Source organism: Pseudomonas sp. KCJK9000 (assembly GCF_046230725.1).
GTDB classification, from domain to species: Bacteria; Pseudomonadota; Gammaproteobacteria; order Pseudomonadales; family Pseudomonadaceae; genus Aquipseudomonas; species Aquipseudomonas promysalinigenes.
Genome location: NZ_JBJJLN010000004.1, coordinates 76,658 through 99,510, shown reverse-complemented (window position 1 = coordinate 99,510; position 22,853 = coordinate 76,658). Strand labels below are relative to the sequence as shown.

The 22,853-nt window shown below is 60.5% G+C and carries 19 protein-coding genes; 11 read left to right on the top strand and 8 right to left on the bottom strand.

Annotated elements, in window-relative coordinates:
* The first annotated feature begins 42 nt into the window (after positions 1-42).
* Positions 43-1,086 (top strand): histone deacetylase family protein, encoded by a 1,044-nt coding sequence (locus ACK59H_RS03340; RefSeq protein ID WP_060477271.1) that lies wholly within the window; start codon positions 43-45, stop codon positions 1,084-1,086.
* Positions 1,086-2,189: a polyamine ABC transporter substrate-binding protein gene (locus tag ACK59H_RS03335; protein WP_060477272.1), complete on the top strand. Its 1,104-nt coding sequence runs from the start codon at positions 1,086-1,088 to the stop codon at positions 2,187-2,189. Before ACK59H_RS03340 ends, ACK59H_RS03335 begins: the two co-directional genes overlap by 1 nt.
* 61 nt (positions 2,190-2,250) lie before the next feature.
* Here ACK59H_RS03335 and ACK59H_RS03330 read toward each other — a convergent pair whose 3' ends face one another.
* Complete coding sequence (locus ACK59H_RS03330) at positions 2,251-3,789, bottom strand: PLP-dependent aminotransferase family protein (protein ID WP_060477273.1); 1,539 nt, start codon at positions 3,787-3,789, stop codon at positions 2,251-2,253.
* A 90-nt stretch (positions 3,790-3,879) separates the two neighbouring features.
* Here ACK59H_RS03330 and ACK59H_RS03325 point away from each other — a divergent pair, with 90 nt between their 5' ends.
* From ACK59H_RS03325 to ACK59H_RS03315, 3 genes are read left to right on the top strand one after another with little or no spacing between them, the layout of a single operon-like run.
* Positions 3,880-4,509: an FMN-binding negative transcriptional regulator gene (locus tag ACK59H_RS03325; protein ID WP_060477274.1), complete on the top strand. Its 630-nt coding sequence runs from the start codon at positions 3,880-3,882 to the stop codon at positions 4,507-4,509.
* A 12-nt stretch (positions 4,510-4,521) separates the two neighbouring features.
* Positions 4,522-4,968 (top strand): GNAT family N-acetyltransferase, encoded by a 447-nt coding sequence (locus ACK59H_RS03320; protein ID WP_060477275.1) that lies wholly within the window; start codon positions 4,522-4,524, stop codon positions 4,966-4,968.
* A 7-nt stretch (positions 4,969-4,975) separates the two neighbouring features.
* On the top strand, positions 4,976-5,647 hold the full coding sequence (locus ACK59H_RS03315; protein ID WP_060477276.1) for a GNAT family N-acetyltransferase: 672 nt from the start codon (positions 4,976-4,978) through the stop codon (positions 5,645-5,647).
* Between the two features lie 355 nt (positions 5,648-6,002).
* On the opposite strand, the gene oadA is transcribed toward ACK59H_RS03315, so the two are convergent.
* Entirely contained in the window at positions 6,003-7,811 is a 1,809-nt protein-coding gene (gene oadA / locus ACK59H_RS03310) for a sodium-extruding oxaloacetate decarboxylase subunit alpha (protein WP_060477606.1), read from the bottom strand.
* An 11-nt stretch (positions 7,812-7,822) separates the two neighbouring features.
* Positions 7,823-9,238 carry an acetyl-CoA carboxylase biotin carboxylase subunit gene (locus tag ACK59H_RS03305; RefSeq protein ID WP_060477607.1) on the bottom strand — a complete coding sequence of 472 codons (1,416 nt, stop codon included), beginning with the start codon at positions 9,236-9,238 and terminating at the stop codon, positions 7,823-7,825.
* A 204-nt stretch (positions 9,239-9,442) separates the two neighbouring features.
* On the opposite strand from ACK59H_RS03305, the gene ACK59H_RS03300 reads away from it, so the two are divergent.
* Positions 9,443-10,390 carry a LysR family transcriptional regulator gene (locus tag ACK59H_RS03300; RefSeq protein WP_196375125.1) on the top strand — a complete coding sequence of 316 codons (948 nt, stop codon included), beginning with the start codon at positions 9,443-9,445 and terminating at the stop codon, positions 10,388-10,390.
* On the opposite strand, the gene ACK59H_RS03295 is transcribed toward ACK59H_RS03300, so the two are convergent.
* Positions 10,332-10,550, bottom strand: a complete 219-nt coding sequence (locus ACK59H_RS03295) for a PA3496 family putative envelope integrity protein (RefSeq protein ID WP_081016614.1) — start codon at positions 10,548-10,550, stop codon at positions 10,332-10,334. The two genes, ACK59H_RS03300 and ACK59H_RS03295, sit on opposite strands and share 59 nt — an antisense overlap.
* Positions 10,551-10,690: 140 nt before the next feature.
* Positions 10,691-11,557 (bottom strand): transcriptional regulator HexR, encoded by an 867-nt coding sequence (gene hexR / locus ACK59H_RS03290; RefSeq protein WP_060477609.1) that lies wholly within the window; start codon positions 11,555-11,557, stop codon positions 10,691-10,693.
* A gap of 103 nt (positions 11,558-11,660) precedes the next feature.
* On the opposite strand from hexR, the gene zwf reads away from it, so the two are divergent.
* Complete coding sequence (zwf, locus tag ACK59H_RS03285) at positions 11,661-13,103, top strand: glucose-6-phosphate dehydrogenase (RefSeq protein WP_186476139.1); 1,443 nt, start codon at positions 11,661-11,663, stop codon at positions 13,101-13,103.
* Here the strand turns inward: zwf and ACK59H_RS03280 are convergent.
* On the bottom strand, positions 13,100-15,466 hold the full coding sequence (locus ACK59H_RS03280) for a putative bifunctional diguanylate cyclase/phosphodiesterase (RefSeq protein ID WP_409264247.1): 2,367 nt from the start codon (positions 15,464-15,466) through the stop codon (positions 13,100-13,102). The two genes, zwf and ACK59H_RS03280, sit on opposite strands and share 4 nt — an antisense overlap.
* A 234-nt stretch (positions 15,467-15,700) precedes the next feature.
* On the opposite strand from ACK59H_RS03280, the gene uvrD reads away from it, so the two are divergent.
* The 3 genes from uvrD (at position 15,701) to ACK59H_RS03265 (ending at position 19,370) form a co-directional block, all read left to right on the top strand.
* The gene (gene uvrD, locus ACK59H_RS03275; RefSeq protein WP_060477612.1) at positions 15,701-17,887 is read left to right on the top strand and encodes a DNA helicase II; all 2,187 of its coding nucleotides are present in this window, start codon (positions 15,701-15,703) and stop codon (positions 17,885-17,887) included.
* Positions 17,888-17,996: 109 nt separating this feature from the next.
* Positions 17,997-18,851, top strand: coding sequence for a Tim44 domain-containing protein (locus ACK59H_RS03270; protein WP_186476137.1), 855 nt, complete (start codon positions 17,997-17,999; stop codon positions 18,849-18,851).
* A 111-nt stretch (positions 18,852-18,962) separates the two neighbouring features.
* On the top strand, positions 18,963-19,370 hold the full coding sequence (locus tag ACK59H_RS03265; protein WP_060477614.1) for an SMI1/KNR4 family protein: 408 nt from the start codon (positions 18,963-18,965) through the stop codon (positions 19,368-19,370).
* Positions 19,371-19,388: 18 nt separating this feature from the next.
* Here the strand turns inward: ACK59H_RS03265 and ACK59H_RS03260 are convergent, their stop codons facing one another.
* The gene (locus tag ACK59H_RS03260; RefSeq protein ID WP_060477615.1) at positions 19,389-21,149 is read right to left on the bottom strand and encodes a cation:proton antiporter; all 1,761 of its coding nucleotides are present in this window, start codon (positions 21,147-21,149) and stop codon (positions 19,389-19,391) included.
* Positions 21,150-21,481: 332 nt separating this feature from the next.
* Here ACK59H_RS03260 and ACK59H_RS03255 point away from each other — a divergent pair, with 332 nt between their 5' ends.
* Positions 21,482-21,967, top strand: a complete 486-nt coding sequence (locus ACK59H_RS03255) for an acyl-CoA thioesterase (protein WP_060477616.1) — start codon at positions 21,482-21,484, stop codon at positions 21,965-21,967.
* Here the strand turns inward: ACK59H_RS03255 and pdxY are convergent.
* A complete protein-coding gene (gene pdxY, locus ACK59H_RS03250; protein WP_060477617.1) occupies positions 21,964-22,836 on the bottom strand; it encodes a pyridoxal kinase PdxY in 873 nt (290 codons plus the stop codon). The genes ACK59H_RS03255 and pdxY overlap by 4 nt on opposite strands.
* Positions 22,837-22,853: the final 17 nt, after the last annotated feature.

The window sequence follows — 22,853 nt, the reverse complement described above, 5'->3', positions numbered from 1 at the left end:
CCCGTGAAAATGGGTTCACGCCAGTCCCCCGGAGAACAACAAATGCTGACGATTTATTCCGATGATCACCGCCTGCACCACGGCCGCTGCGAGCTGATCGACGGCAAGCTGATGCCATGCTTCGAAATGCCCTCCCGCGCGGACCATGTGCTCGAGCAGGTCAAAAAGCGCAACCTGGGTGAAGTGAAAGCGCCTAACGACTTCGGGCTCGCTCCCCTGCAACGCATTCACAGTGCCCAATACCTGGACTTCTTCCAGGGTGCCTGGGCTCGCTGGGCCGCCCTAGGCCACGACGGCGACCTGCTGCCGTTCACTTGGCCCGCGCGTACCCTGCGCCAGGTCAAACCTACCGGGCTGCACGGTGAGCTGGGCTATTACAGCTTCGACGCTGGCGCACCCATCACCGCCGGTACCTGGCAGGCAGCCTATAGCGCCGCACAGGTTGCCCTCACAGCCCAGGCAGCGATCGAGCAAGGCGCACACTCGGCCTTCGCGCTGTGCCGGCCACCAGGGCACCATGCGGCTGCCGAAGTCATGGGCGGCTATTGCTACCTGAACAATGCTGCGATTGCCGCCCAGGCGTTCCTCGACCAAGGCCGTGCCAAGGTGGCTATCCTTGACGTCGACTACCATCACGGCAACGGCACCCAGGACATCTTCTACCAGCGCAATGACGTGTTTTTCGCTTCCATACACGGCGATCCGCAAGATGAGTTCCCGTTCTTCCTTGGCTATGCCGACGAAACCGGCGAAGGCGCAGGTGAAGGCTGCAACATCAACTACCCGTTGCCCGCTGGCAGCGACTGGACGGCCTGGAGCGCGGCACTGGAAGACGCCTGCCAACGTATCGCCACCTATGACGCCGATGTGCTGGTGGTTTCACTGGGGGTGGATACCTTCAAGGACGACCCGATCTCCCAGTTCAAGCTGGACAGCCCGGACTACCTGGAGATGGGCAAGCGCATCGCCCAACTCGGCAAACCCACCCTGTTCGTGATGGAAGGGGGCTACGCTGTGGAAGAAATCGGTATCAACGCCGTCAATGTGCTGGAAGGCTTCCAGCGCGCCCAGCCAGGAGCCCGATAATGGCCCGACTCAAGCGTCTGCTCGCCCCGCTCATCGCTGCCACCCTGTTCACCGGCGCCCTGCACGCTCAAGCCGAGCAGCGCACCCTGCGCGTGTATAACTGGTTCGATTACATCACGCCGCAGACCTTGAGCAGCTTCCAGAAAGACAGCGGCGTCAAGCTGATCTACGACATCTTCGACACCAACGAGGCGCTGGAGGCCAAGCTGCTGACTGGCAACTCTGGCTACGACGTGGTGGTGCCGTCCAACGTGTTTCTCGCCAAGCAGATCGAGGCCGGTGTGTTCCAGCCGCTGGACCGCAGCAAGCTGCCGAACTGGCAACACCTGGACCCGGCGCTGATGAAGCTGATCGAAGCCAACGACCCGGGCAACAAGTTCGCCGTGCCTTACATGTACGGCACCATCCTGATTGGCTTCAACCCGGACAAGGTCAAGGCCGTGCTCGGCGATCAGGCCCCGGTCGACAGCTGGGATCTGATATTCAAAGAGCAGAACATCGCCAAGCTCAAACAATGCGGCGTCGCGCTGCTCGACTCGCCGTCGGAGATTCTGCCACTGGCCCTGCAACACCTTGGCTTACCGCCCAACAGCGACAAGCCGCAAGACTACAAGAAGGCCGAGGCGCTGATGATGAAGATCCGCCCTTACATCACCTACTTCCATTCCTCGAAGTACATGGCCGACATCGCCAATGGTGATATCTGCGTAGCGGTGGGTTACAGCGGCAGCTTCTCGCAAGCCGCCAACCGCGCCAAAGATGCAAACAATGGTGTGGTGGTGGACATGCGCCTACCCAAGGAAGGGGCGCCGATCTGGTTCGACATGCTGGCGATTCCGAAGAATGCAGCAAACTCGGAAGATGCCCATGCTTTCATCAACTATCTGCTGCGCCCTGAAGTGATTGCGCCGATCAGCGACTTCGTCGGCTATCCCAACCCCAACAAGGATGCCACCGACAAGGTCAGCCCAGCGATACGCAATAATCCGAACCTCTACCCGACCGAGCAGGCTATGACCAAGCTGTACACACTCAAGCCATTGTCCCGTGAGGGCGAGCGGGCCCGCACGCGAGCGTGGACTCGAATCAAATCCGGAACTTGAGTCGCCTTCGTTGCGAGTAATCCGCTCCCACAGAGCCTACGCGGTAGCTGTGGGAGCGGGTTCACCCGCGAAGAGGTCTCCAAGCCTTACGCAGTTTCAGCAAAGCCTCGGCGATCTGCCCTTCCGGCACCGCCGCAAATCCAAGTACCAGCCCTGCCCGCTTATCCACAGGCACGTCAGAGTCTGGCAGCCAGTAACCGCTCAGGGGATTGACCTCCACCCCTACCGCCGCAGCGCTGGCCACCAAAGCCTGCTCACGTGCAAAACTATCCACATCCACCTTTACGTGGAGCCCCGCAGCTACTTCCGGCATCTCCCCCAAGCCCTCCACCCCAACAGGCCATCCCGCTTTGAGCACGTTGCGGCGGGCGAGCGCCGCCTTGCGCATGCGTCGGATGTGCCGCTGGAAGTGCCCTTGGGCCATGAACTCAGCCATCACGCATTGGGTTCCCACCTCTGAGTGCCGAACTGCCAGCGCGCGGCCTTGACTGAATGCTTGCACCAATTGCGGCGGTAGAACCAAGTAGCCCAGGCGCAATGCCGGGAAGGCAATCTTGCCGAAAGTGCCGACGTACAACACACGGCCTTGGCGGTCGAGCGCAGCTAGCGGGGCCAGGGGCGCACCGCTGTAGCGGTACTCGCCATCGTAGTCGTCCTCGATGACCCAGCCATCGTTGCACTCGGCCCAGGCCAGTAATGCCAGGCGCCGGGCCAGGCTCATGGTCACCCCTGTAGGATACTGATGCGCCGGTGTGACATAGGCCAGTCGACAGCCCGGCAGATCCACCAGGCGGTGGCAGTCCATGCCCTGCTCATCCACCGGCACCCCGATCAGCTTGCCACCGGCCACCGCAAACGCCCGCCCTGCGGCGCGATACCCAGGGTTTTCCACAGCCACTGCGTCACCTGGTTGCAATAACAACTGTGCACAAAGGCTGATGGCCTGCTGCGCACCATGGGTGATCACAATTTGTTCAGCCGTGCAGGATAGCCCCCTTGATCGACGCAAATAGGCGGCGATCAGCTCGCGCAAAGCAGGCTCGCCCGCCGGGTCCCCATAGCCCAGTAGACCCGGTGAAGGGTTACGCCAGAAACCCGCTTGTAGCTTGGCCCAGACATCGAATGGGAACAGGTCGAAAGCCGGTATGCCGACGCGAAACGCCCTAGGTGGGCCGCCGTTTTGTGCCGGCAGGTGGTTATTTTTCAAACGCAATAAAGGCTCGCTGGCGAACCTCTTGCTGGTTAAATCCTCAGTGTCCGAGGGCGAAAATGTGGATAAGTCTGTTGATAACCCCAGGTATAACCCTGTGGGTAACTGTGTGGATAGTTTTTCCAGCCGGCTCACGTATGTGCCATCACCCACGCGGCTTTCGATATAGCCCTCCGCATACAGCTGGTCATAGGCGCGCACTACGCTGTTGCGCGAAAGCGCCAGCACCTTTGCCAAGTCTCGCGTGGCAGGCAGCCGGGTGCCGCTACTCAAGCGCCCATCCAAAACCCTGGCACGCAACGCCTGATACAGCTGCTGACTGAGCCCGCGCCGACGATCAAGCACGATACCTGCGGGATCGAAAGGCAACACGATGGAGCGCTCGCGCATGAAATTGGCCCTACCAAAACAGTCATTAATGGCTCTTACTTTGATCCAATAGCCTGCCTAGGATGGAGCCATTGGACAAGGACAGCACACATGTACAACAGCAAACCCCACCAAGAACACGACATTGAGCGCCTGCATCAGCATATGCGCGATACCCGTCTAGCGGTGCTGATCAGCCATGGCGATCAAGGCCTGATGGCCACGCACTTGCCGGTATTGCTCGACACCGACGAAGGCCAGTTCGGTACGGTCTATGCCCATCTGGCCCGCGCCAACCGCCAATGGCAGGACCTGGCGCAAGGCGCCGAAGCACTGCTGGTCTTTCCCGGCGCAGACGCCTACGTCAGCCCAAGCTTTTACCCAAGCAAGGCGCAGAACCCCAAGGTGGTGCCGACCTGGAACTACCTGGCCGTACACGCCTACGGCACCGCCGAGGTGATCCACGATGCAGCCCCATTGCTGCAGATCGTCAGCCGTCTCACCGAGCGCCACGAGCAAGGCCGCAGCCAACCCTGGAAGGTCAGCGACGCCCCTGCCGGCTACCTCGACGGCATGATGCGCGCGATCGTCGGCATCCGCCTGCCTGTGGCCCGCCTGCAAGGCGCGCGCAAGCTCAGCCAGAATCGCTCGGCGCAGGATATCGCTGGCGTGCGTGAGGGCTTGAGCGCCAGCCCGGACTACCTGGACCAACAACTCGCCGCGCACATGCGCCAACTCTGAAGGAAAAGCCCCATGGCAAACGTCACCCTGCGCCCCGTCAGCCCTCAAGACCACGCCGCCTGGCTCGCCCTTTGGCATAACTACCTGCGCTTCTACCAGACCGCACTCGCCGAAGAAGTGAGCCTTAGCACCTGGCAACGCCTGCTCGACCCGAGTGAGCCAACCCACTCGACCCTGGCTTGGGTCGATGGCAAAGCGGTGGGCATGGTCAACTTCATCTACCATCGTTCCAACTGGAGCATCGAGAATTCCTGTTACCTGCAGGACCTCTACGTCGACAGTAGCCAGCGCGGCCTGGGTATTGGCCGCCAGCTGATCGAACACGTATACGCCACCGCGAGGGCTGCCGGCTGCATCAAGGTGCACTGGCTGACCCACGAAACCAATGCCACCGCCATTAGCCTGTACGAGCAGGTTGCCGAGCGCCCTGGCTTCATCCAATTCCGTAAAGGGCTGTAGGCCGCACATGACTGACGCATTGAACTGGAAACCCGCTACAGCGCCCACGCCCCAGGTTATCGAAGGCCGCTTCATCCGCCTGGAGAAACTGGACCCGGTGCGCCACGGGGACGATCTGTGGGAGGTGCTGCAAGGCCCGGCATCCGACCCTGTGTTGTGGGACTACCTGCCCTACGGCCCGTTCACCGAGCGCGGCGCCTTCGACCGCTGGCTGCAAGGCAACGCCGCTGGCCAAGACCCGCTGTTTTTCACAGTGATCGACCGCAACAGCGGCCAGGCCCAAGGTATTCTCAGTTTGATGTCGATCGTGCCCGACCACGGCCGTATCGAGATCGGCCACATCGCCTTTGGTGCCGCCATGCAGCGCACGCCTAAAGGCACCGAGGCCGTCTACCTGCTGGGCAAGCTCGGGTTCGAATTAGGCAACCGGCGCCTGGAATGGAAGTGCAATAACGCCAACGCCCGCTCCAAGCGCGCGGCCGAGCGATTCGGCTTCGTTTTCGAGGGGGTTTTCCGCAAGCACCTGGTGGTCAAGGACCATAACCGCGACACCGCGTGGTATTCGATTACCGATGATGAGTGGCCGCAGGTGGCGGCGGGGTTCGAGCGGTGGTTGAGTGCAGAGAATCAGGGGTCGGCAGGCCAAGTGCGGACACTTGAGGACTGCCGTCGGGGGTGATCTTCTGACCATGAGGGGCTGGCACTAGGGCGGCGGCGCCTATGAGATCGAGCGCCGCCCGCGCGGCGCATCGCGAGATGCGCTCGCTCCTACGTCTGTTTCGGGCCAATTATGCCTGCGGAATTTGCGCGCGGACGCCTTTGTGCATGGCGCGGTATCGCGTCCTACAAACCAGGCGGTCGCGCGCGCCTGCCACAGGCGTTACTGGCCCGAAACAAACGTAGGAGCGAGCGCAGCTCGCGATGCGCCGCGCGGGCGGCGCTCGGTCTTACAGGCGCCACATACCTCATGCCAGGCAAAAAAAAGGGGAGCATCCGCCCCCCAGAGGTTAACCATTTGTAGATAAAGGCTTATCTCAGCCTTCGATCTCGATCAGGATCTCGCCGGGCGTCACGCGGTCGCCTTTAGCAACATGGATGGCCACGACCTTGCCAGCGATGGCCGCCTGCACTTCGGTTTCCATCTTCATCGCCTCGGTAATCAGCACCGCCTGGCCGGCCTTGACCACATCGCCTTCCTTGACCAGTACATCGACGATATTGCCTGGCATGGTGGTACTGACGTGGCCAGGAGCGCTGGCCTGCTTGCGCTTGCTGCCACCGCCACCGACGAACTCGTTGAGCGGCTCGAAAACAACTTCTTCGGGCATGCCGTCGATCGAAAGGTAAAAGTGCCGCTTGCCCTCGGCCTTAACCCCTACACCGGTAATATCCACGCGGTAGGTTTCGCCGTGCACGTCGATGACGAACTCGGTGGGTACGCCTTCACCTGCCGGAGAAGCCACGGCACCGGCCTCGGGGATCGGCAACAAGGCTTCGGGGGTGAGGGTGCCCGCTTCGCGCTCCTCGAGGAACTTACGCCCAATGTCCGGGAACATGGCGAAAGTCAGCACATCTTCCTCGCAGCTGGCCAAGGCGCCGATATCGCTGCGCAGCTTGGCCATCTCAGGCTTGAGCAGGTCGGCCGGGCGCACGTCGATCACGTCTTCGCTGCCGATCGCCTGGCGGCGCAGTTGCTCATTGACCACGCCGGGGGCTTTGCCATAGCCGCCTTGCAGGTAGAGCTTCACCTCGTTGGTGATGGTCTTGTAACGCTCACCCGCCAGGACGTTGAAGAACGCCTGGGTACCAACGATCTGCGAGGTCGGCGTTACCAGAGGTGGGAAGCCAAGGTCCTCACGCACGCGCGGGATCTCTGCCAACACCTCGTTCATGCGGCTGAGCGCGCCTTGCTCCTTGAGCTGGTTGGCCAGGTTGGAAATCATCCCACCTGGTACCTGGTTCACCTGCACGCGGGTATCCACGGCGGTGAACTCGCTCTCGAACTGGTGGTATTTCTTGCGCACAGCGTAGAAGTACAGGCCGATTTCCTGCAAAAGCTCCAGGTCCAGGCCGGTGTCGAATTCGCTGCCTTTGAGCGCGGCGACCATCGATTCGGTACCTGGGTGGCTCGTGCCCCAGGCGAAGCTCGAGATCGCGGTATCGATATGGTCGGCACCGTTTTCCACTGCCTTGAGCTGGCACATGGCAGCCAGGCCGGCAGTGTCATGGGAGTGAATGAACACCGGCAGCGACTGTTCAGCCTTGAGCGCCCGCACCAGCTCGCCGGTAGCGAACGGGGTCAGCAGGCCAGCCATGTCCTTGATCGCGACCGAGTCGCAACCCATGGCTTCCATCTGCTTGGCCTGGGCGACGAATGCGTCGATGGTGTGCACAGGGCTGACGGTGTAGGCGATGGTGCCCTGGGCGTGTTTGCCGGCGGCCTTCACCGCCTCGATGGCAACACGCAGGTTACGCACATCGTTCATGGCATCGAAGATACGGAACACGTCGATGCCGTTGACTGCCGCTTTGGCCACGAACGCCTTGACCACGTCGTCGCTGTAGTGGCGGTAGCCCAGAAGGTTCTGGCCACGCAGCAGCATCTGCAGACGGGTGTTGGGCAGGGCAGCACGCAGCTTGCGCAGGCGCTCCCAAGGGTCTTCTTTCAGAAAGCGCAAGCAGGCGTCGAAGGTAGCGCCACCCCAGACTTCCAGCGACCAGTAACCGACCTTGTCGAGCTTGTCGCAGATCGGCAGCATGTCTTCGGTACGCATGCGGGTAGCCAGCAGGGACTGGTGAGCGTCGCGCAGGATCGTGTCGGTTACGTGAATTTTCTTGGACATTATGGGATTCCTCACAGGCCTGCGTGGGCGGCGATGGCGGCGGCGATGGCCAGAGCCAGCTCTTCGGGTTTGCGCTTGATCGAGTAGTTGGTCAGTTCCGGATGGCTTTCGACGAAGCTGGTATTGAACTGGCCGCTACGGAATTCTGGATTGCGCAGGATTTCCTGGTAGTACGCGGCAGTGGTCTTGACCCCTTGCACACGCATGTCATCCAGGGCCCGCAGGCCGCGGTCCATGGCTTCTTCCCAGGTCAATGCCCAGACCACCAGCTTCAGGCACATGGAGTCATAGAAGGGCGGAATGGTGTAGCCGGTGTAGATCGCCGTATCGGTACGCACACCCGGGCCGCCTGGGGCGTAGTAGCGGGTGATTTTGCCGAAGCTGGGCAGGAAGTTGTTCTTCGGGTCTTCGGCGTTGATGCGAAACTGCAACGCATAACCGCGGTGCTGGATATCTTCCTGTTTCACCGACAGCGGCAGGCCCGAGGCAATGCGAATCTGCTCACGGACGATATCGATTCCGGTGATTTCTTCGGTGATGGTGTGCTCCACCTGCACCCGAGTGTTCATCTCCATGAAGTAAACCTCGCCATCGGCGAGCAGAAACTCCACGGTACCGGCGTTCTCGTAATCCACCGCCTTGGCCGCACGCACCGCCAGGTCACCGATGTAGGCGCGCTGCTCCGGGGTGAGCTGTGGGCTTGGAGCAATTTCGATGAGCTTCTGGTTACGGCGCTGGATCGAGCAGTCACGCTCGAACAGGTGCACGACGTTGCCAAAGCTGTCACCGAGGATCTGCGCCTCGATGTGCTTGGGGTTGACGATGCACTTCTCCAGGAACACTTCGGCCGAACCAAAGGCCTTGGTCGCTTCGGAAATGACCCTTGGGAAGTTCTGCTCAAGCTCTTCTCGGCTGTTGCAACGGCGAATACCGCGCCCGCCGCCGCCGGAGGTAGCCTTGAGCATCACCGGGTAGCCGATGCGGTCACCTTCGCTCAGTGCTTCATGGATATCGGCCACGTTGCCTTCGGTGCCAGGGGTCACCGGCACACCGGCCTGGATCATGGTGCGGCGCGCTTCGGTCTTATCGCCCATGCGGCGAATGACATCCGCTGCCGGGCCGATGAATTTGATCCCGCGTTCGGCGCAGATCTCCGCCAGTTCGGCGTTTTCCGACAAGAACCCATAGCCTGGGTGAAGGGCATCACAGCCGGTTTCCACCGCCAAATTGACCAGTTTGCGTGGGTTCAGATACCCCGCCAAAGGCTCTGCGCCAATACTGTGAGCCTCGTCGGCACGCTTGACGTGCAGGGCATGACGGTCGGCGTCGGAATAGATCGCGACAGAGCGAATACCCATCTCGGCGCAGGCTCGCACGATGCGAACTGCGATTTCACCCCGGTTGGCGATCAGGATTTTTTTTATCACTGGAGTCTTCCCAAAGCCGTTGGAACAGACGATCCGGTTCTACCGGTCGGCGCGTGACCAGAGCTAGCTGGCCAGTCGCATATTCACCCTAGCGCCGACGGACGATAAACAAAAATCAATATTTGTTAGGGGCTGTATTAGCAAAAGCTTATAGTCTGGTAACAGGGTATTGCCAATGAGACTATAAGAATGCGTAAGTCCTTGATGCGTATGACATTACGCCAGTTGCAGATTTTCAATGAGGTCTGCGATCTGCGCTCATACAGCCGCGCTGCAGAAGAAATGGCACTGACGCAACCGGCGGTAAGTCTACAAATACGCCAGTTGGAGGAGCTGATTGGCCAGCCGCTTTTCGAGTACGTGGGCAAGAAGCTCTACCTGACCGACGCTGCCGAAGCGCTGCAACGCGCTAGCCGTGACATATTCGGGCGCCTGGAAAGCCTCGATATGCAGCTGTCCGATATGCAGGGCTCGTTGCAAGGGCAGCTGAAACTGGCCATCGAGTCCAGTGCCAAATACTTCGTGCCTCACCTGTTTGCCGCCTTCAAACAGCGCCACCCGGAGGTCAACCTGACCCTCACCGTGGTCAACCGAGCGCAGGCGATTCGCCGGCTTTCCGATAACCGGGATGACCTGATCATCATGTCGATGGTGCCCCAAGACATGGGCTTGGAGTTTCTGCCGTTTCTCAACAACCCTATCGTCGCAGTGGCGCCACCGCAGCACCCGCTGTGCAAGCTGGAGCAGTTGCGCTTACAGGACTTGGAACCTCACACACTGCTCGTCAGGGAGCAAGGCTCAGGCACACGCAAAGCCTGCGAGGAGTACTTTAAGGACAAACGCGTGCATTTCAGCCAAACCCTGGAAGTGGCCTCGGCCGACGCCCAGCGTGAATGCGTAATCGCAGGCTTGGGTATTGCTTTGCTAACGCGCCATGCGGTGAACATGGAATTAGCCACGGGTGTGCTGACGGAGTTGCCTGTCGAGGAATTGCCGTTGTACCGCAGCTGGTGCGTAGTCCAGGCCAAGGCCAAACGACAGTCACCAGTGGCGTTGGCATTTCACGCGTTCATCCGCAGCGAACGAGCATTGATCAGCGCGCTTGTTGAACGATTTTCTGGGAAGTTGCCGACGACGCCTGCCATACCGTGAGCGCTTGCAGATCGGGGTAATCAGTTAGTTCGCGCAACAGTTGGCGCTGGTCGCAGTAACTTTCGATCGCGCGGCGGAACTCCATGCGGCGCTGGTCCTTTTCTTGCTGCTTGCGAGCCTTGGCGCTGGGTTGGTAGGAACCGTCGAAGTCACGAGCCATAGCCTGTCTCCCAGTTTGGATGCGGGAGTTTCAGATTGGCCGGGAGTGTTTACGTTTAGGTTTTGGAAAGGTGACAAAACGGTGAATCTTTGCCGATTACTTCGCGGATTCACCGGTAAAGTCGCCAGCACGATCCGCCATCAGTCCTCGGTAGCCTTGATCGACTTGGGCGACAACCGCAGGCTGCGCAAGCTGCGCTTGACGCTCTTGAGGTGGTTGACCAGGCTCGGCCCACGGGCCATGGCCACACCCATGGCTAATACGTCGATCACCACCAAGTGCGCGATGCGTGAAGTGAGTGGGGTATAGATCTCGGTGTCTTCATGCACATCGATCGCCAGGTTGACCGTAGACAACTCCGCAAGGGGTGTCGCACTTGGGCACAAGGTAATCAGGTTGGCTCCACTCTCACGCACCAGGTTGGCAGTGATCAGCAAGTCTTTCGACCGCCCTGATTGGGAAATGCACACCGCAACATCCCCAGGCTTCAATGTCACCGCCGACATCGCCTGCATGTGCGGGTCAGAGTAGGCCGCGGCGCTGAGCAGCAGGCGGAAGAATTTGTGCTGGGCGTCGGCGGCCACCGCACCGGATGCACCAAAGCCGTAGAATTCGACCCGCTGCGCCTGAGCCATGGCACTGACGGCCTGTTGCAGGGCCTGCGGATCAAGGTGCTCGCGCACTTCCATCAGGGTGTGCAGGGTGGTGTCGAAAATCTTCAGGCTGTAGTCGGCGACCGAGTCGTCTTCGTGGATCGCGAACTGACCGAAACTGGCACCGGCCGCCAGGCTTTGCGCCAGTTTGAGCTTAAGGTCCTGAAACCCCGAACAGCCGATCGCCCGGCAGAAACGCACGATGGTCGGTTCGCTGATGCCCACGCTGTGCGCCAGGTCGGCCATGGAGCTATGCATCACGGCTGCCGGGTCGAGCAGCACGTGGTCGGCCACTTTGAGTTCCGATTTGCGCAGCAGGTGGCGCGATTGGGCGATATGTTGCAACAGATTCACGGGCTGGACTCGGTTATGATCGGCTGGCCGGGATGTAGCTTTCTTGTAGTTATACTACATGGACGCCAACCCGCCCAGTTAAACGAACGTGGAGAGTGGTGGTTTGACTATTCCTTGCGACATTCTGGTGTTCGGCGGCACGGGTGACCTGGCCCTGCACAAACTGTTGCCGGCGCTTTATCACTTGTATCGCGAAGCCCGTCTGAACAACGCCGTGCGCATCATCGCACTGGCCCGCCGCCACCTCAGCCGCAACGAATACCTCAAGCTCGCAGAGCGCCATTGCCGCGCGCAAATTGCTCGCAACGACTTCGACGAGGAAGTGTGGCGACGCTTTTGCGCACGGCTGGACTACTTCCCCATGGATGCCACGCAAAGTGCAGACTTCGGCCGGCTGGCCCGCTACCTCGGCGAGCCTGGTGGGCTGACCCGCATCTTCTACCTGGCGACTGCGCCCAATTTGTTCGTACCTATCGCCAACCACCTGCGTGTCGCAGGCCTGGCCGACAGCGAAGCGCGCATCGTGCTGGAGAAGCCAATCGGCCATTCACAGGCATCGGCTACCGCCATCAATGAGGCGATCGGTGCCGTATTCGATGAATCACAGGTATTTCGCATCGACCACTACCTGGGCAAGGAAACTGTGCAGAACCTAATGGCCCTGCGCTTTGCCAATGCCCTGCTGGAGCCGGTGTGGTGCAACGGCCGGGTCGACCATGTGCAGATCAGCGTCTGTGAAACCCTCGGCGTGGAGAACCGTGGCGGCTACTACGACCGCGCCGGGGCGACCCGCGACATGCTGCAGAATCACCTGCTACAGCTGCTGTGCCTTGTGGCCATGGAACCGCCGGCGCAATTCGAGGCAGAAGCGGTACGCGACGAAAAAGTGAAAATACTCAGGGCACTCAAACCCATCACCGGCCAGGACGTACAGGACAAAACCGTGCGTGGCCAGTACGGTGCCGGTTACATCGGCGGCCAGGAAGTACCTGCGTACTACTTCGAAAAGGACGTCGACAACGACACCGATACCGAAACCTTCGTTGCGGTGCACGCGCATATCGACAACTGGCGCTGGGCCGGCGTGCCCTTCTACCTGCGCACTGGCAAGCGAATGGCACGGCGCTCTTCGCAAATCGTCATCCAGTTCAAACCGGTGCCTCACGAGTTGTTCAGCGGTGGCCAAGTCAACCAGCTACTGATCCAGTTGCAGCCAGAGGAACGCATCAGCTTGCGCATGATGACCAAAAGCCCCGGCAAGGGTATGCGCCTGGAGCCTGTGGACCTGGACCTGAACCTGGCACAGGTGTTCGGCCAGACCCGTCGCTGGGACGCCTACGAGCGCCTGCTGCTGGATATCCTGGAAGGCGATTCGACGCTGTTCATGCGACGCGACGAGGTAGAGGCCGCCTGGGCCTGGATCGACCCGATCATCAGAGGTTGGGAAGAACATTTCCAGGCGCCCCGCCACTACGCTGCCGGCAGCAACGGCCCGGAACAAGCCAGCAGCCTGATGGCCAGGCACGGCAGACACTGGCACGGCTAACCGCCCTCATTGCCCCATGGCCGGGCCAGCATCTGGCGAAACTCTTGCTCCGGGATTGGCCTGCTGATCAGGTAGCCCTGCACCTCGTCACACCCATGCTCTCGAAGAAACGCCAGTTGCTCCGCCGTTTCCACCCCTTCGGCGACCACCTTCATGCCCAGGCTCTTGGACAACGTGATGATCGCCTGGGTAATGGCGGCATCTTGGCTGCCTCGGTGAAGGCCGCGGATGAAGGCCTGGTCGATCTTCAAGTAATCCACCGGCAGGCGTTTGAGGTAACTCAATGACGAATAGCCCGTGCCAAAGTCGTCGATGGCCAGCTTCACCCCAAGGGCATGTAACTGCTGGAAGGTCGAAATGATGTGCTCGACGCTGTCGAGCAACTGGCTCTCGGTGAGCTCCAACTCCAGCAAATTCGGCGCCAGCCCGGTGTCTTCGAGCATCTGGCGCACCAGGCTGACCAGCTTGCCCTGGCGCAGCTGGTAGACCGAAAGGTTGACAGAAACCCGCACTTCCAAGCCCTGCCGTTGCCATTGGCGGGCTTGCTTGCAGGCCTGGCGCAGCACGAATTCACCGATCGGGGCAATCAGCCCAGTTTCCTCGGCCATGCCGATGAACTCCCCTGGAGGCACCATCCCCCGCTCAGGATGCTGCCAGCGCACCAGTGCCTCGGCGGCATTGACGTGCCCGCTAAGCACGCACAGCTTGGGTTGGTAATACACCATCAGCTGCTGTTCTTCGATAGCCTTGCGCAGCTGGTTTTCCAACTGCAAGCGCTCAAGCGTGCTGGCTCGCAGGCTTTCGGTATAGAACTGGAAATTGTCGCCGCCCAAGTGCTTGGCATGCTGCTTGGCCATGTCTGCCTGACCAATCATGGCTTCGGCATCGAGCGTGGCATCAGCCAGTACACTGATACCTACCGATGCACTGATCACCACCTCGTGGCCATCTAGCCGCTGTGGCTTGCGCAACTTGTTCAACAAGCGGGTGGTGACCCGTACCAGGCTCGACAGGTTGCTGTAGCCATCGAAGAGCACGGCGAACTCATCGCCAGAAAGGCGCGCCACGGTATCGGCTTCGGGCAAGGTACTGACAATGCGCCGAGCAACCTTTTGAATCAGCTGGTCGGCCAGTTCATGGCCAAGGCTTTCGTTAAGCAGTTTGAAACGGTCCAAGTCTATGTGCAGCAAGGCCAGGCTGCGGCCATTGCTGCGTACGCGCCGTGCGGCATCCAGCAAACGCAAACGGAACAGTGATCGGTTGGCTAGCCCAGTGAGCTCGTCGTAATGGGCCAGGTAACGCAGGCGCTCTTCGAAAGCTCGACGCGCCGACAGGTCGGTGAAGAAGCCGACCACTTGGCTCAGCTGGCCGCTGGAGTTGCGCACAGCCGTCAGTTGTAGCCACTGCGGATACAGCTGGCCATGCTTGCGGGCTTCGACCAGTTCGCCCTGCCACCCACCTTGCTGGCGCAGCGCCACCTCAATGGCCTGGCTGTGCCGCCGGGCATCGCTGTGACAGGGCAGCTCGAACAGCGCACTGGCAAGCGATTCGCAACGTAGATATCCAGTCATCTGGCAGTACGCCTGGTTCACCGCAAGCACCACAAAATCAGCGCTCAGAATCACCACCCCCTCATTGCATGCCTCGAAAACCGTGGAGGCAAGGCGCTGCTGTTCCTCAAGCACCTTCTGTGCAGAAATCCGTTGCAAGTCCTGGTTCAGTGACTGGTTCTGAAACCGCCGCAGCAAACTGCGGTCGAGCAGCCGATTGACCTGCCAGGCCACCACCAGCAGCGTGGCTAGCAGGATCAGGCAGAACCAGCCCCACCCACGCTGCCCTGCGTCGAAAAAGAACAGGAAGAGGATCGGCGGCAGCAGACAGGGCAACGCAAAACTGAGAAAAGCTGGCAGGCTGACAGCATAAGCGATGCTTGCACTCAGGCTGGCCATCGCCAGCAAGCCGAATGCCCAGGCCTGCTGCTCGAAGTTGTGCTGCGGCACCAAAGCGATCGCCGCGCAGGCCAAGGTCATGCCGCTGAATGCCGAACCGACCAGGAACATGCGTCGCCAGACCGGCTCGGCCTGACGCTGCGGGTTGGCCGAGTCGAACGCCGCCACCTGGATCACCCTGAGCGCAACCAGCGCCAGCAGCCAGGCCAGGCAAACGGCCACCATCAGATAGCGCCCAGGGGTCCACAACAGCCAAGCGCACAGCAGGCCGTTGAGCAGCATGAACAATGTCGGCAACAAAGAGCCTTGGTACAGCAGCCGCGTCCGCTCGACGGAAAGTTGAGTGGCAAACTGCCTGCGGACCTTCCTGGCCATCCCAGGCGATACTCCGATCGCCGTGCAGTCGTGGGTCATGTCGTGAATTCTTGTAGTGTTCTTATTATGGTTGGCAGTAAACGAGCAGGGATCTTACACAAACGTCCGAGCTGGCCAAACTGCTCCCGACGGGTTTCACCCCCAGCAGTCCAGCCAGGCCCCACATACCTGCACTGGCGCGCTGCGCCTAAAGCCGATGAGCACCCGGGGCACAGGTGAATATTCATACAGTATGCGTTTGCCCGTTGCTCGGCCTGCCCCTAGAATGGCCAGATGCAAACAGACGACCTCTCCCTCCTGCTGAATTCCCTGAACGATGCCCAACGCCAGGCCGTCGCGGCCTCGCTTGGGCGTCAGCTGGTGCTTGCTGGCGCCGGCTCCGGTAAAACCCGCGTGCTGGTGCACCGTATCGCCTGGTTGATCCAGGTCGAGCAGGCCTCGCCGCACTCGATTCTGTCGGTGACCTTCACCAATAAGGCTGCTGCCGAAATGCGCCAGCGAATCGAGCAATTGCTGGGCATCAACCCGGCCGGCATGTGGGTAGGTACCTTCCACGGTCTGGCCCACCGCCTGCTGCGGGCGCACTGGCAAGAGGCGCGCCTGGTGCAGAATTTCCAGATTCTCGACAGCGACGACCAGCAGCGGCTGGTCAAGCGGGTCATGCGCGAATTGGGCCTGGACGAGCAGAAGTGGCCGGCGCGTCAGGCCCAGTGGTTCATCAACGGGCAGAAGGACGAGGGCCTGCGCCCGCAACATATCCAGCCCGGGGGCGATCTTTTCCTGCAGACCATGCGCGATGTCTACAGTGCCTATGAACAGGCATGCGAGCGCGCCGGGGTCATCGACTTTTCCGAATTGCTACTGCGCGCTCTTGATCTGTGGCGTGACCACCCAGGCCTGCTGGAACACTATCAACGGCGCTTCCGCCACCTGCTGGTGGACGAGTTCCAGGACACCAACGCCGTGCAGTACGCCTGGCTGCGCCTGCTGGCAGGCAAAGACGGCGGCAGCCTGATGGCCGTAGGCGACGACGACCAGTCCATTTATGGCTGGCGCGGTGCCAAGATCGAAAACATTCACCAGTACACCGCCGACTTCCCAGACGCCGAAACGATTCGCCTGGAGCAGAACTATCGCTCCACCGGGGGCATACTCAAGGCTGCCAACGCTTTGATCGCCAACAACAGTGGGCGCCTGGGCAAGGAACTGTGGACCGATATGGGCGAAGGCGAGCCGCTGACGCTGTACGCTGCCTATAACGAGCACGATGAAGCCCGCTATGTAGTGGAAACCATCGAAAGCCTGATCAAACAAGGCAGCGCACGCAACGACATCGCCATTCTGTATCGTTCCAACGCCCAATCACGGGTGCTGGAGGAGGCTCTGCTGCGCGAGCGCATCCCCTATCGCATCTATGGTGGCCAGCGCTTCTTCGAACGCGCCGAAATCAAGAACGCCATGGCTTACTTGCGTCTGATCGAAGGCCGCGGCAACGATGCCGCACTCGAACGGGTGATCAACGTGCCACCACGGGGCATCGGCGAAAAGACTGTCGAAGCCATTCGCGAGCACGCCCGCCACAGCCAGCTGTCCATGTGGGAAGCCATGTGCCAGCTGGTATCTGCCAAAGCGCTCAAAGGCCGCGCCGCTTCCGCGCTTGGCGCGTTCATCGAGTTGATCGAGGGCCTGGCCAGCAAAGTGGCCGAAATGCCCCTGCACACCATGACCCAAACCGCCATCGAGCAGTCGGGGCTGATCATCTATCACCAGGAAGAAAAAGGTGAAAAGGGCCAGGCACGGGTAGAAAACCTTGAAGAACTGGTCAGCGCGGCGCGCAACTTCGAAACCAGCGAAGACGATGCGGACCTGTCGCCGCTTTCGGCCTTCCTTGGCCACGCCTCGCTGGAGGCTGGCGATGCCCAGGCCGACGAGCACGAAGACAGCATCCAGCTGATGACCCTGCACAGCGCCAAAGGCCTGGAGTTCCCCTATGTGTTCCTGGTGGGCATGGAGGAAGGCCTGTTCCCGCACAAGATGAGCCTGGAAGAGCCCGGCCGCCTGGAAGAGGAGCGTCGCCTGGCCTATGTCGGGATCACCCGCGCCATGCGCCAGCTGATCATGACCTACGCCGAAACCCGCCGTCTTTATGGCAGCGAGACCTACAACAAGGTGTCTCGTTTCGTACGCGAAATTCCCAGCGGGTTGGTTCAGGAAGTTCGCCTTTCCAACAGTGTCAGCCGCCCGTTTGGTGGTTCAACTGCCACGAGCAGCAACCTGTTCGCCAATGCCAATATTCCGCAAACCACGTTCAACCTCGGCCAGCGCGTGCAGCATGCAGTGTTTGGCGAAGGCATCATCCTCAATTTCGAGGGCTCTGGCGCCCAGGCGCGGGTGCAGGTGAATTTTGCAGAAGGCAGTAAATGGCTCATGCTTGGGTACGCCAAACTCGAGGCCATTTGAGGCGTCGAAACATTCAGGCAAAAGCTGGAAACATCTTGTCGCTGGTCATGTGCACGGGAACCTGTGCACCATGACGCGCGTGCAATCCACAACAGGGGAAATCCCATTTATGCAACGTTTTCTTAGCATCGCACTGGCGCTCTGCGTCGGCCTGACGCTGAGCCTGGACGCCAACGCCAAGCGTTTCGGCGGCGGCAAGAGTTCGGGCTCCGCGCCTATCCACCAGACCCGCCAGGCTACGCCAACCACGCCTGCAGCCGCACCGACTGCGCCTGGCCGCGCACCGGCCGCCACCAGCGGTGCTTCGCGCTGGCTGGGCCCACTGGCCGGCCTCGCCGCCGGTGGCCTGCTGGCTTCCATGTTCATGGGTGACGGCTTCCAGGGCATGCAGATCATGGACTTCCTGATCATCGGTCTGATCGCCTTCCTGGTGTTCCGCTTCATTGCAGCACGCCGTCGCCAGCAGCAGCCGCAAATGGCCGCGCCAGGTCACGCGCCGCTCCAGCGTGAAGCCCATGGCCAGCCTGCTCAGCCTTCGATCTTCGGCGGTTCGGCAGCGCCTGCTGCCACAGCCGCGCCGGTGATCAATGCCCCGGCCTGGTTCAACGAGCAAAGCTTCCTTGCCGCAGCCCGCAGCCACTTCCAGTCGCTACAGCAGCACTGGGATGCCAATGAAATGGACAAGATCGCAGAGTTCGTCACACCGCAGATGCTCGAGTTCCTCAAGCGCGAGCGTGCTGACCTGGGTGACGGCTTCCAGTCCACCTACATCGATGACCTCGACGTGCAACTCGACGGCGTCGACGATCGTGCCGACCGCACCGACGCCACCCTTACCTTCCGTGGCGTGTCGAAGACTTCGCGCTTCGACCAGGGCGAAGCTTTCAGCGAAAGCTGGCACATGGTGCGCGCCCAGGGCGAGAACCAGCCTTGGCTGGTGGCCGGTATCCGCCAAAACGGTTAACCGACTCACGTTGCACAAAAAACCCCGGGCTTGCCCGGGGTTTTGCTTTTGCCAGAGCGGGCTACTAGGGTATAACCCGCAGCGTTGTCATCAAGGTCAGAGGATGTAACCGTGGAAGAAGTGATCGAACAACTCCGTGAAGCCAATGAACCCGTGCCAGTGCCACTGGAGCTTCCCGATGAGGATCAACTGGTCGAAATCGAAGAACAGCTGTTCATCAACATTCCGTTCGTTTTCAAAGAGTTTCTGCTGACGGTCAGCGATGTGGTTTATGGCTCCCTGGAGCCTGTGACCTGCACCGACCCGCAGTCCCACACCTTTTTGCCTGATGTGGCCGCCAACGCCTGGGAAGCGGGCGTACCGCGCGACCTTATCCCCCTGTGTCAGGACGGCGATAGCTATTACTGCGTCGAGGAAGACGGCACCGTGGTGCTCTGGGATGGCGATGAAGAAGCCATCACTGAAGAAAGCTGGGAATCGGTGTGGCACTGGGCACGGGACGTCTGGCTGGAGAGCTGACGCCCCGTTGTGGCGCTGTCAGTGAGAGTGGTCGCGACTGTTCTCCAGCGTTTCCAGCAAGGCTATCTGCATGCGTGAATGCACGCGGATGAACCAGCGCCACAGCAGTGCCACCACCACCGCTGCTACCACTGCAATCACCAGCAACAGCTCGCTGGTCGGCAGGATGCTCGCCGACAAGGCCGACAGCAGCAGGAAGATCACCAGCAGCGAGAGCAGCGGAATCACTTCGGCCACCACCCGGCGCACACGCTGGGTATGCCGCCCGGCCATTTCCGGCTTGACCCCCATCTCGGCCAGCAGCATGGACAGGGCTTTGAGCTTGCGATAAGCCGCAATCAGAAACGGGAGTGACAGCAGCAATGCTGCGCCCCAGATCAGCGCCTTCTGCTGGCTGACATCCGTCACCCACTCGCTGAGCCAGGCGCCAATGCGCGCAGCGAAATAACCGCCGCTGAAGAAGATCGCGATCACCAGCGCCAGATTGACGCCTACCTGCAACAAGATACGTCGGATCATGGCCGCCAGCATGGCGCCTTCGCCTTGCGGCTGAATACTGCGCAACCATTCCCCATAAAGCGATAACACCCGTGCCAGACGCCCTGGCACCATATGACCCAGCTTGTGCGAAAGCGGGTCGGCAGCGCGAATCAGGTAAGGCGTCAGCAGCGTGGTAATGGCAGACACCGCCACTGCCACAGGGTAGAGAAAGTCACTGGTGACCTGCAGCGTCATCCCAAGCGCCGCGATGATGAACGAAAATTCGCCGATCTGCGAAAGGCCCATACCTACGCGCAGCGAGGTCCGCCCATCGTTACCGGCTATGAAGGCGCCCATGCCGCACGACAGCATTTTGCCCAGTACCACAGCCAGGGTGATGACCACGATAGGCCAGGCGTAATCGACCAGCACCTGGGGGTCGATCATCAGGCCGATGGCAACGAAGAAAATTGCACTGAACAAGTCCCGTACCGGCTCGATCAGCCGCTCGATCTTCAGCAACTGGCGCGATTCAGCCATGATGGCACCGATCAGGAAGGCTCCCAGTACCATGCTGTACTCGAGCTTCACCACCAGCAAGCAGAAGCCGAAACACAGGCCCAGCACTGTGATCAACAACATCTCGTTGCTTTCGAATTTGGCCACATAGGCCAGCAGCCGCGGCACCAGCAGAATGCCGATGACCAGCGCCACGATCATGAATAGCGATAACTTGCCGACGGTCGAGAACACCTCGCCGGAGCTCACCGAACCACTTACGGCGATGCCTGAAAGCAAGGCGATGATGCCAATGCCGAGAATGTCTTCGACGATCAACACCCCGAAGATCAACTGGGCGAAGCGCTCGTTCTTCATCTTCAGGTCGTTGAGCGCCTTGACGATGATGGTCGTCGAGGAAATCGCCAGGATGGCACCGAGGAACAGCGAGTCCATGGTACTCCAACCGAACCACCGGCCGATCTCGAAACCGATCCAGATCATCAGCACGATTTCCAGGAACGCCGCGATGAACGCCGTGGCACCGACCTTGAACAGTTTGCGCAGGCTGAATTCCAGGCCAAGACAGAACATCAGGAAAATCACCCCAAGCTCGGCCAGGGTCTTGATCGTGTCTTCGTCATGGATCAGCCCAAAGGGCGGGGTGTGCGGCCCGATGATGAAGCCTGCGACGATGTAGCCCAGCACCACGGGCTGTTTCAACCGATGAAAAAGAATCGTCACGACACCTGCGACCAGCATTATTACTGCCAGGTCCTGGATGAAGCTGATGGCATGCATGGCGCGATACTCCTTTTCGACGTTGCTCAATGCCCGGGCAGACCGCTCCTCTGCCAAGGCCGAGCCAAGCAAGAAGCAAGTACATACTGTATTGAATGCAGGAAAGCCCATGTTGCATGGGCGTACTCAGGGTAACATCGCACCCCGTCACAAATTGCCGGTGCAATATGCAGAAACAGATCGGCTGATCAGCCGCCCCAAATGGCAACGCAGGCGTGACGACGCCACATCGGGCAACGTCCCGTAAAAGGAAGGCAAACCTTCAGAAAGGGGAAACAGAAGTGTCAGCAGATAACCGCCCCGATTCAGCGCAATTTCACCGTGAGCACACTATGGAACCTGGAAACGCCCAGCTGAGCATGACCGTCCTGATGACCCCGGACATGGCCAACTTTTCTGGCAACGTACACGGCGGCACCTTGCTCAAATACCTCGACGAAGTGGCCTATGCCTGCGCCAGCCGCTATGCCGGCAGCTATGTGGTGACCTTGTCGGTTGACCAGGTGATTTTCCGCGAGCCGGTTCACGTCGGCGAACTGGTGACCTTCCTGGCCTCGGTCAACTACACCGGCAACACCTCGATGGAAGTGGGCATCAAAGTAATCACGGAAAACATCCGCGAGCGCTCGGTACGCCACTCCAATAGCTGCTTCTTCACCATGGTTGCAGTAGATGACAACCGTCGCCCGGTGCCGGTCCCTGCGCGCCAGCCGCAGTCCAGCGAAGAGAAACGCCGCTTCCTGCAAGGCCAGCAACGCCGGCAGATCCGTCAGGAACTGGAAAAACGCTACCAGAACCTGAAAACCGATTCGATCTAGACCGCCAGGCGCTGCGCCTCGAACCGCACGCGCGGGTGGGCGATACGATCCTGGGCCCGCACCAGTTGCAATTCGTAGCTGGTGCAGGCCTGGGTTTCCAGCAGCACCTCATGCACCGCCGCTGCGGTGTACTCGAACGCTTGTCGCCAGCTGTCTCCCAGCAGAACCCGAGCCAGGAACAAGCCCGAGGTCAGGTCGCCCACACCTACTGGTTGCCGTGGGAAAGCCAGCAACGGACGGCCAAGGTGCCAGCTTTCTTCGCGGGTAACTAGCAACATTTCGAACATGTCTTGAGCGCGCCCCGGATACGCCAGGTGCTTGACCAACACGACCTGCGGGCCGCGCGCAAGCAGGCTGCGCGCCATGCTCACGCAGTCTTCGAGCGACTGCGCACGGCGCCCGCAAAAACTGTCGAGTTCCAGTTGATTGGGGCAGAGGATATCCGCGCTGGCCACGGCCTCATCGAGCAGAAAATCACTGACCTCCTGCGGCACGATGCAACCCTTCTCGGCATGGCCCATGACAGGGTCGCACAGATACAGTGCCTTGGCGTTCACCGCTTTGATCCGCTGCACACCCACGAGGATCGCCCGGCCCTGGGCGGCACTGCCCAGGTACCCGGACAGCACCGCATCACAGTGGCCCAGCTCGCCAATATTGGAAATCCCTTCCACCAACGCAGGAATTTGCGCTGGAGCAAGCACTTCCCCCGCCCACTGGCCATACTGTGTGTGGTTGGAAAACTGTACTGTATTGAGAGGCCAGACGTTGACTCCAACTCGCTGCATGGGAAACACCGCAGCGCTGTTGCCGGCGTGGCCGAACACCACGTGGGATTGGATGGCGAGCAGGTGCGGAGTACGTTTCATGGGAGCGGATTCCAAAG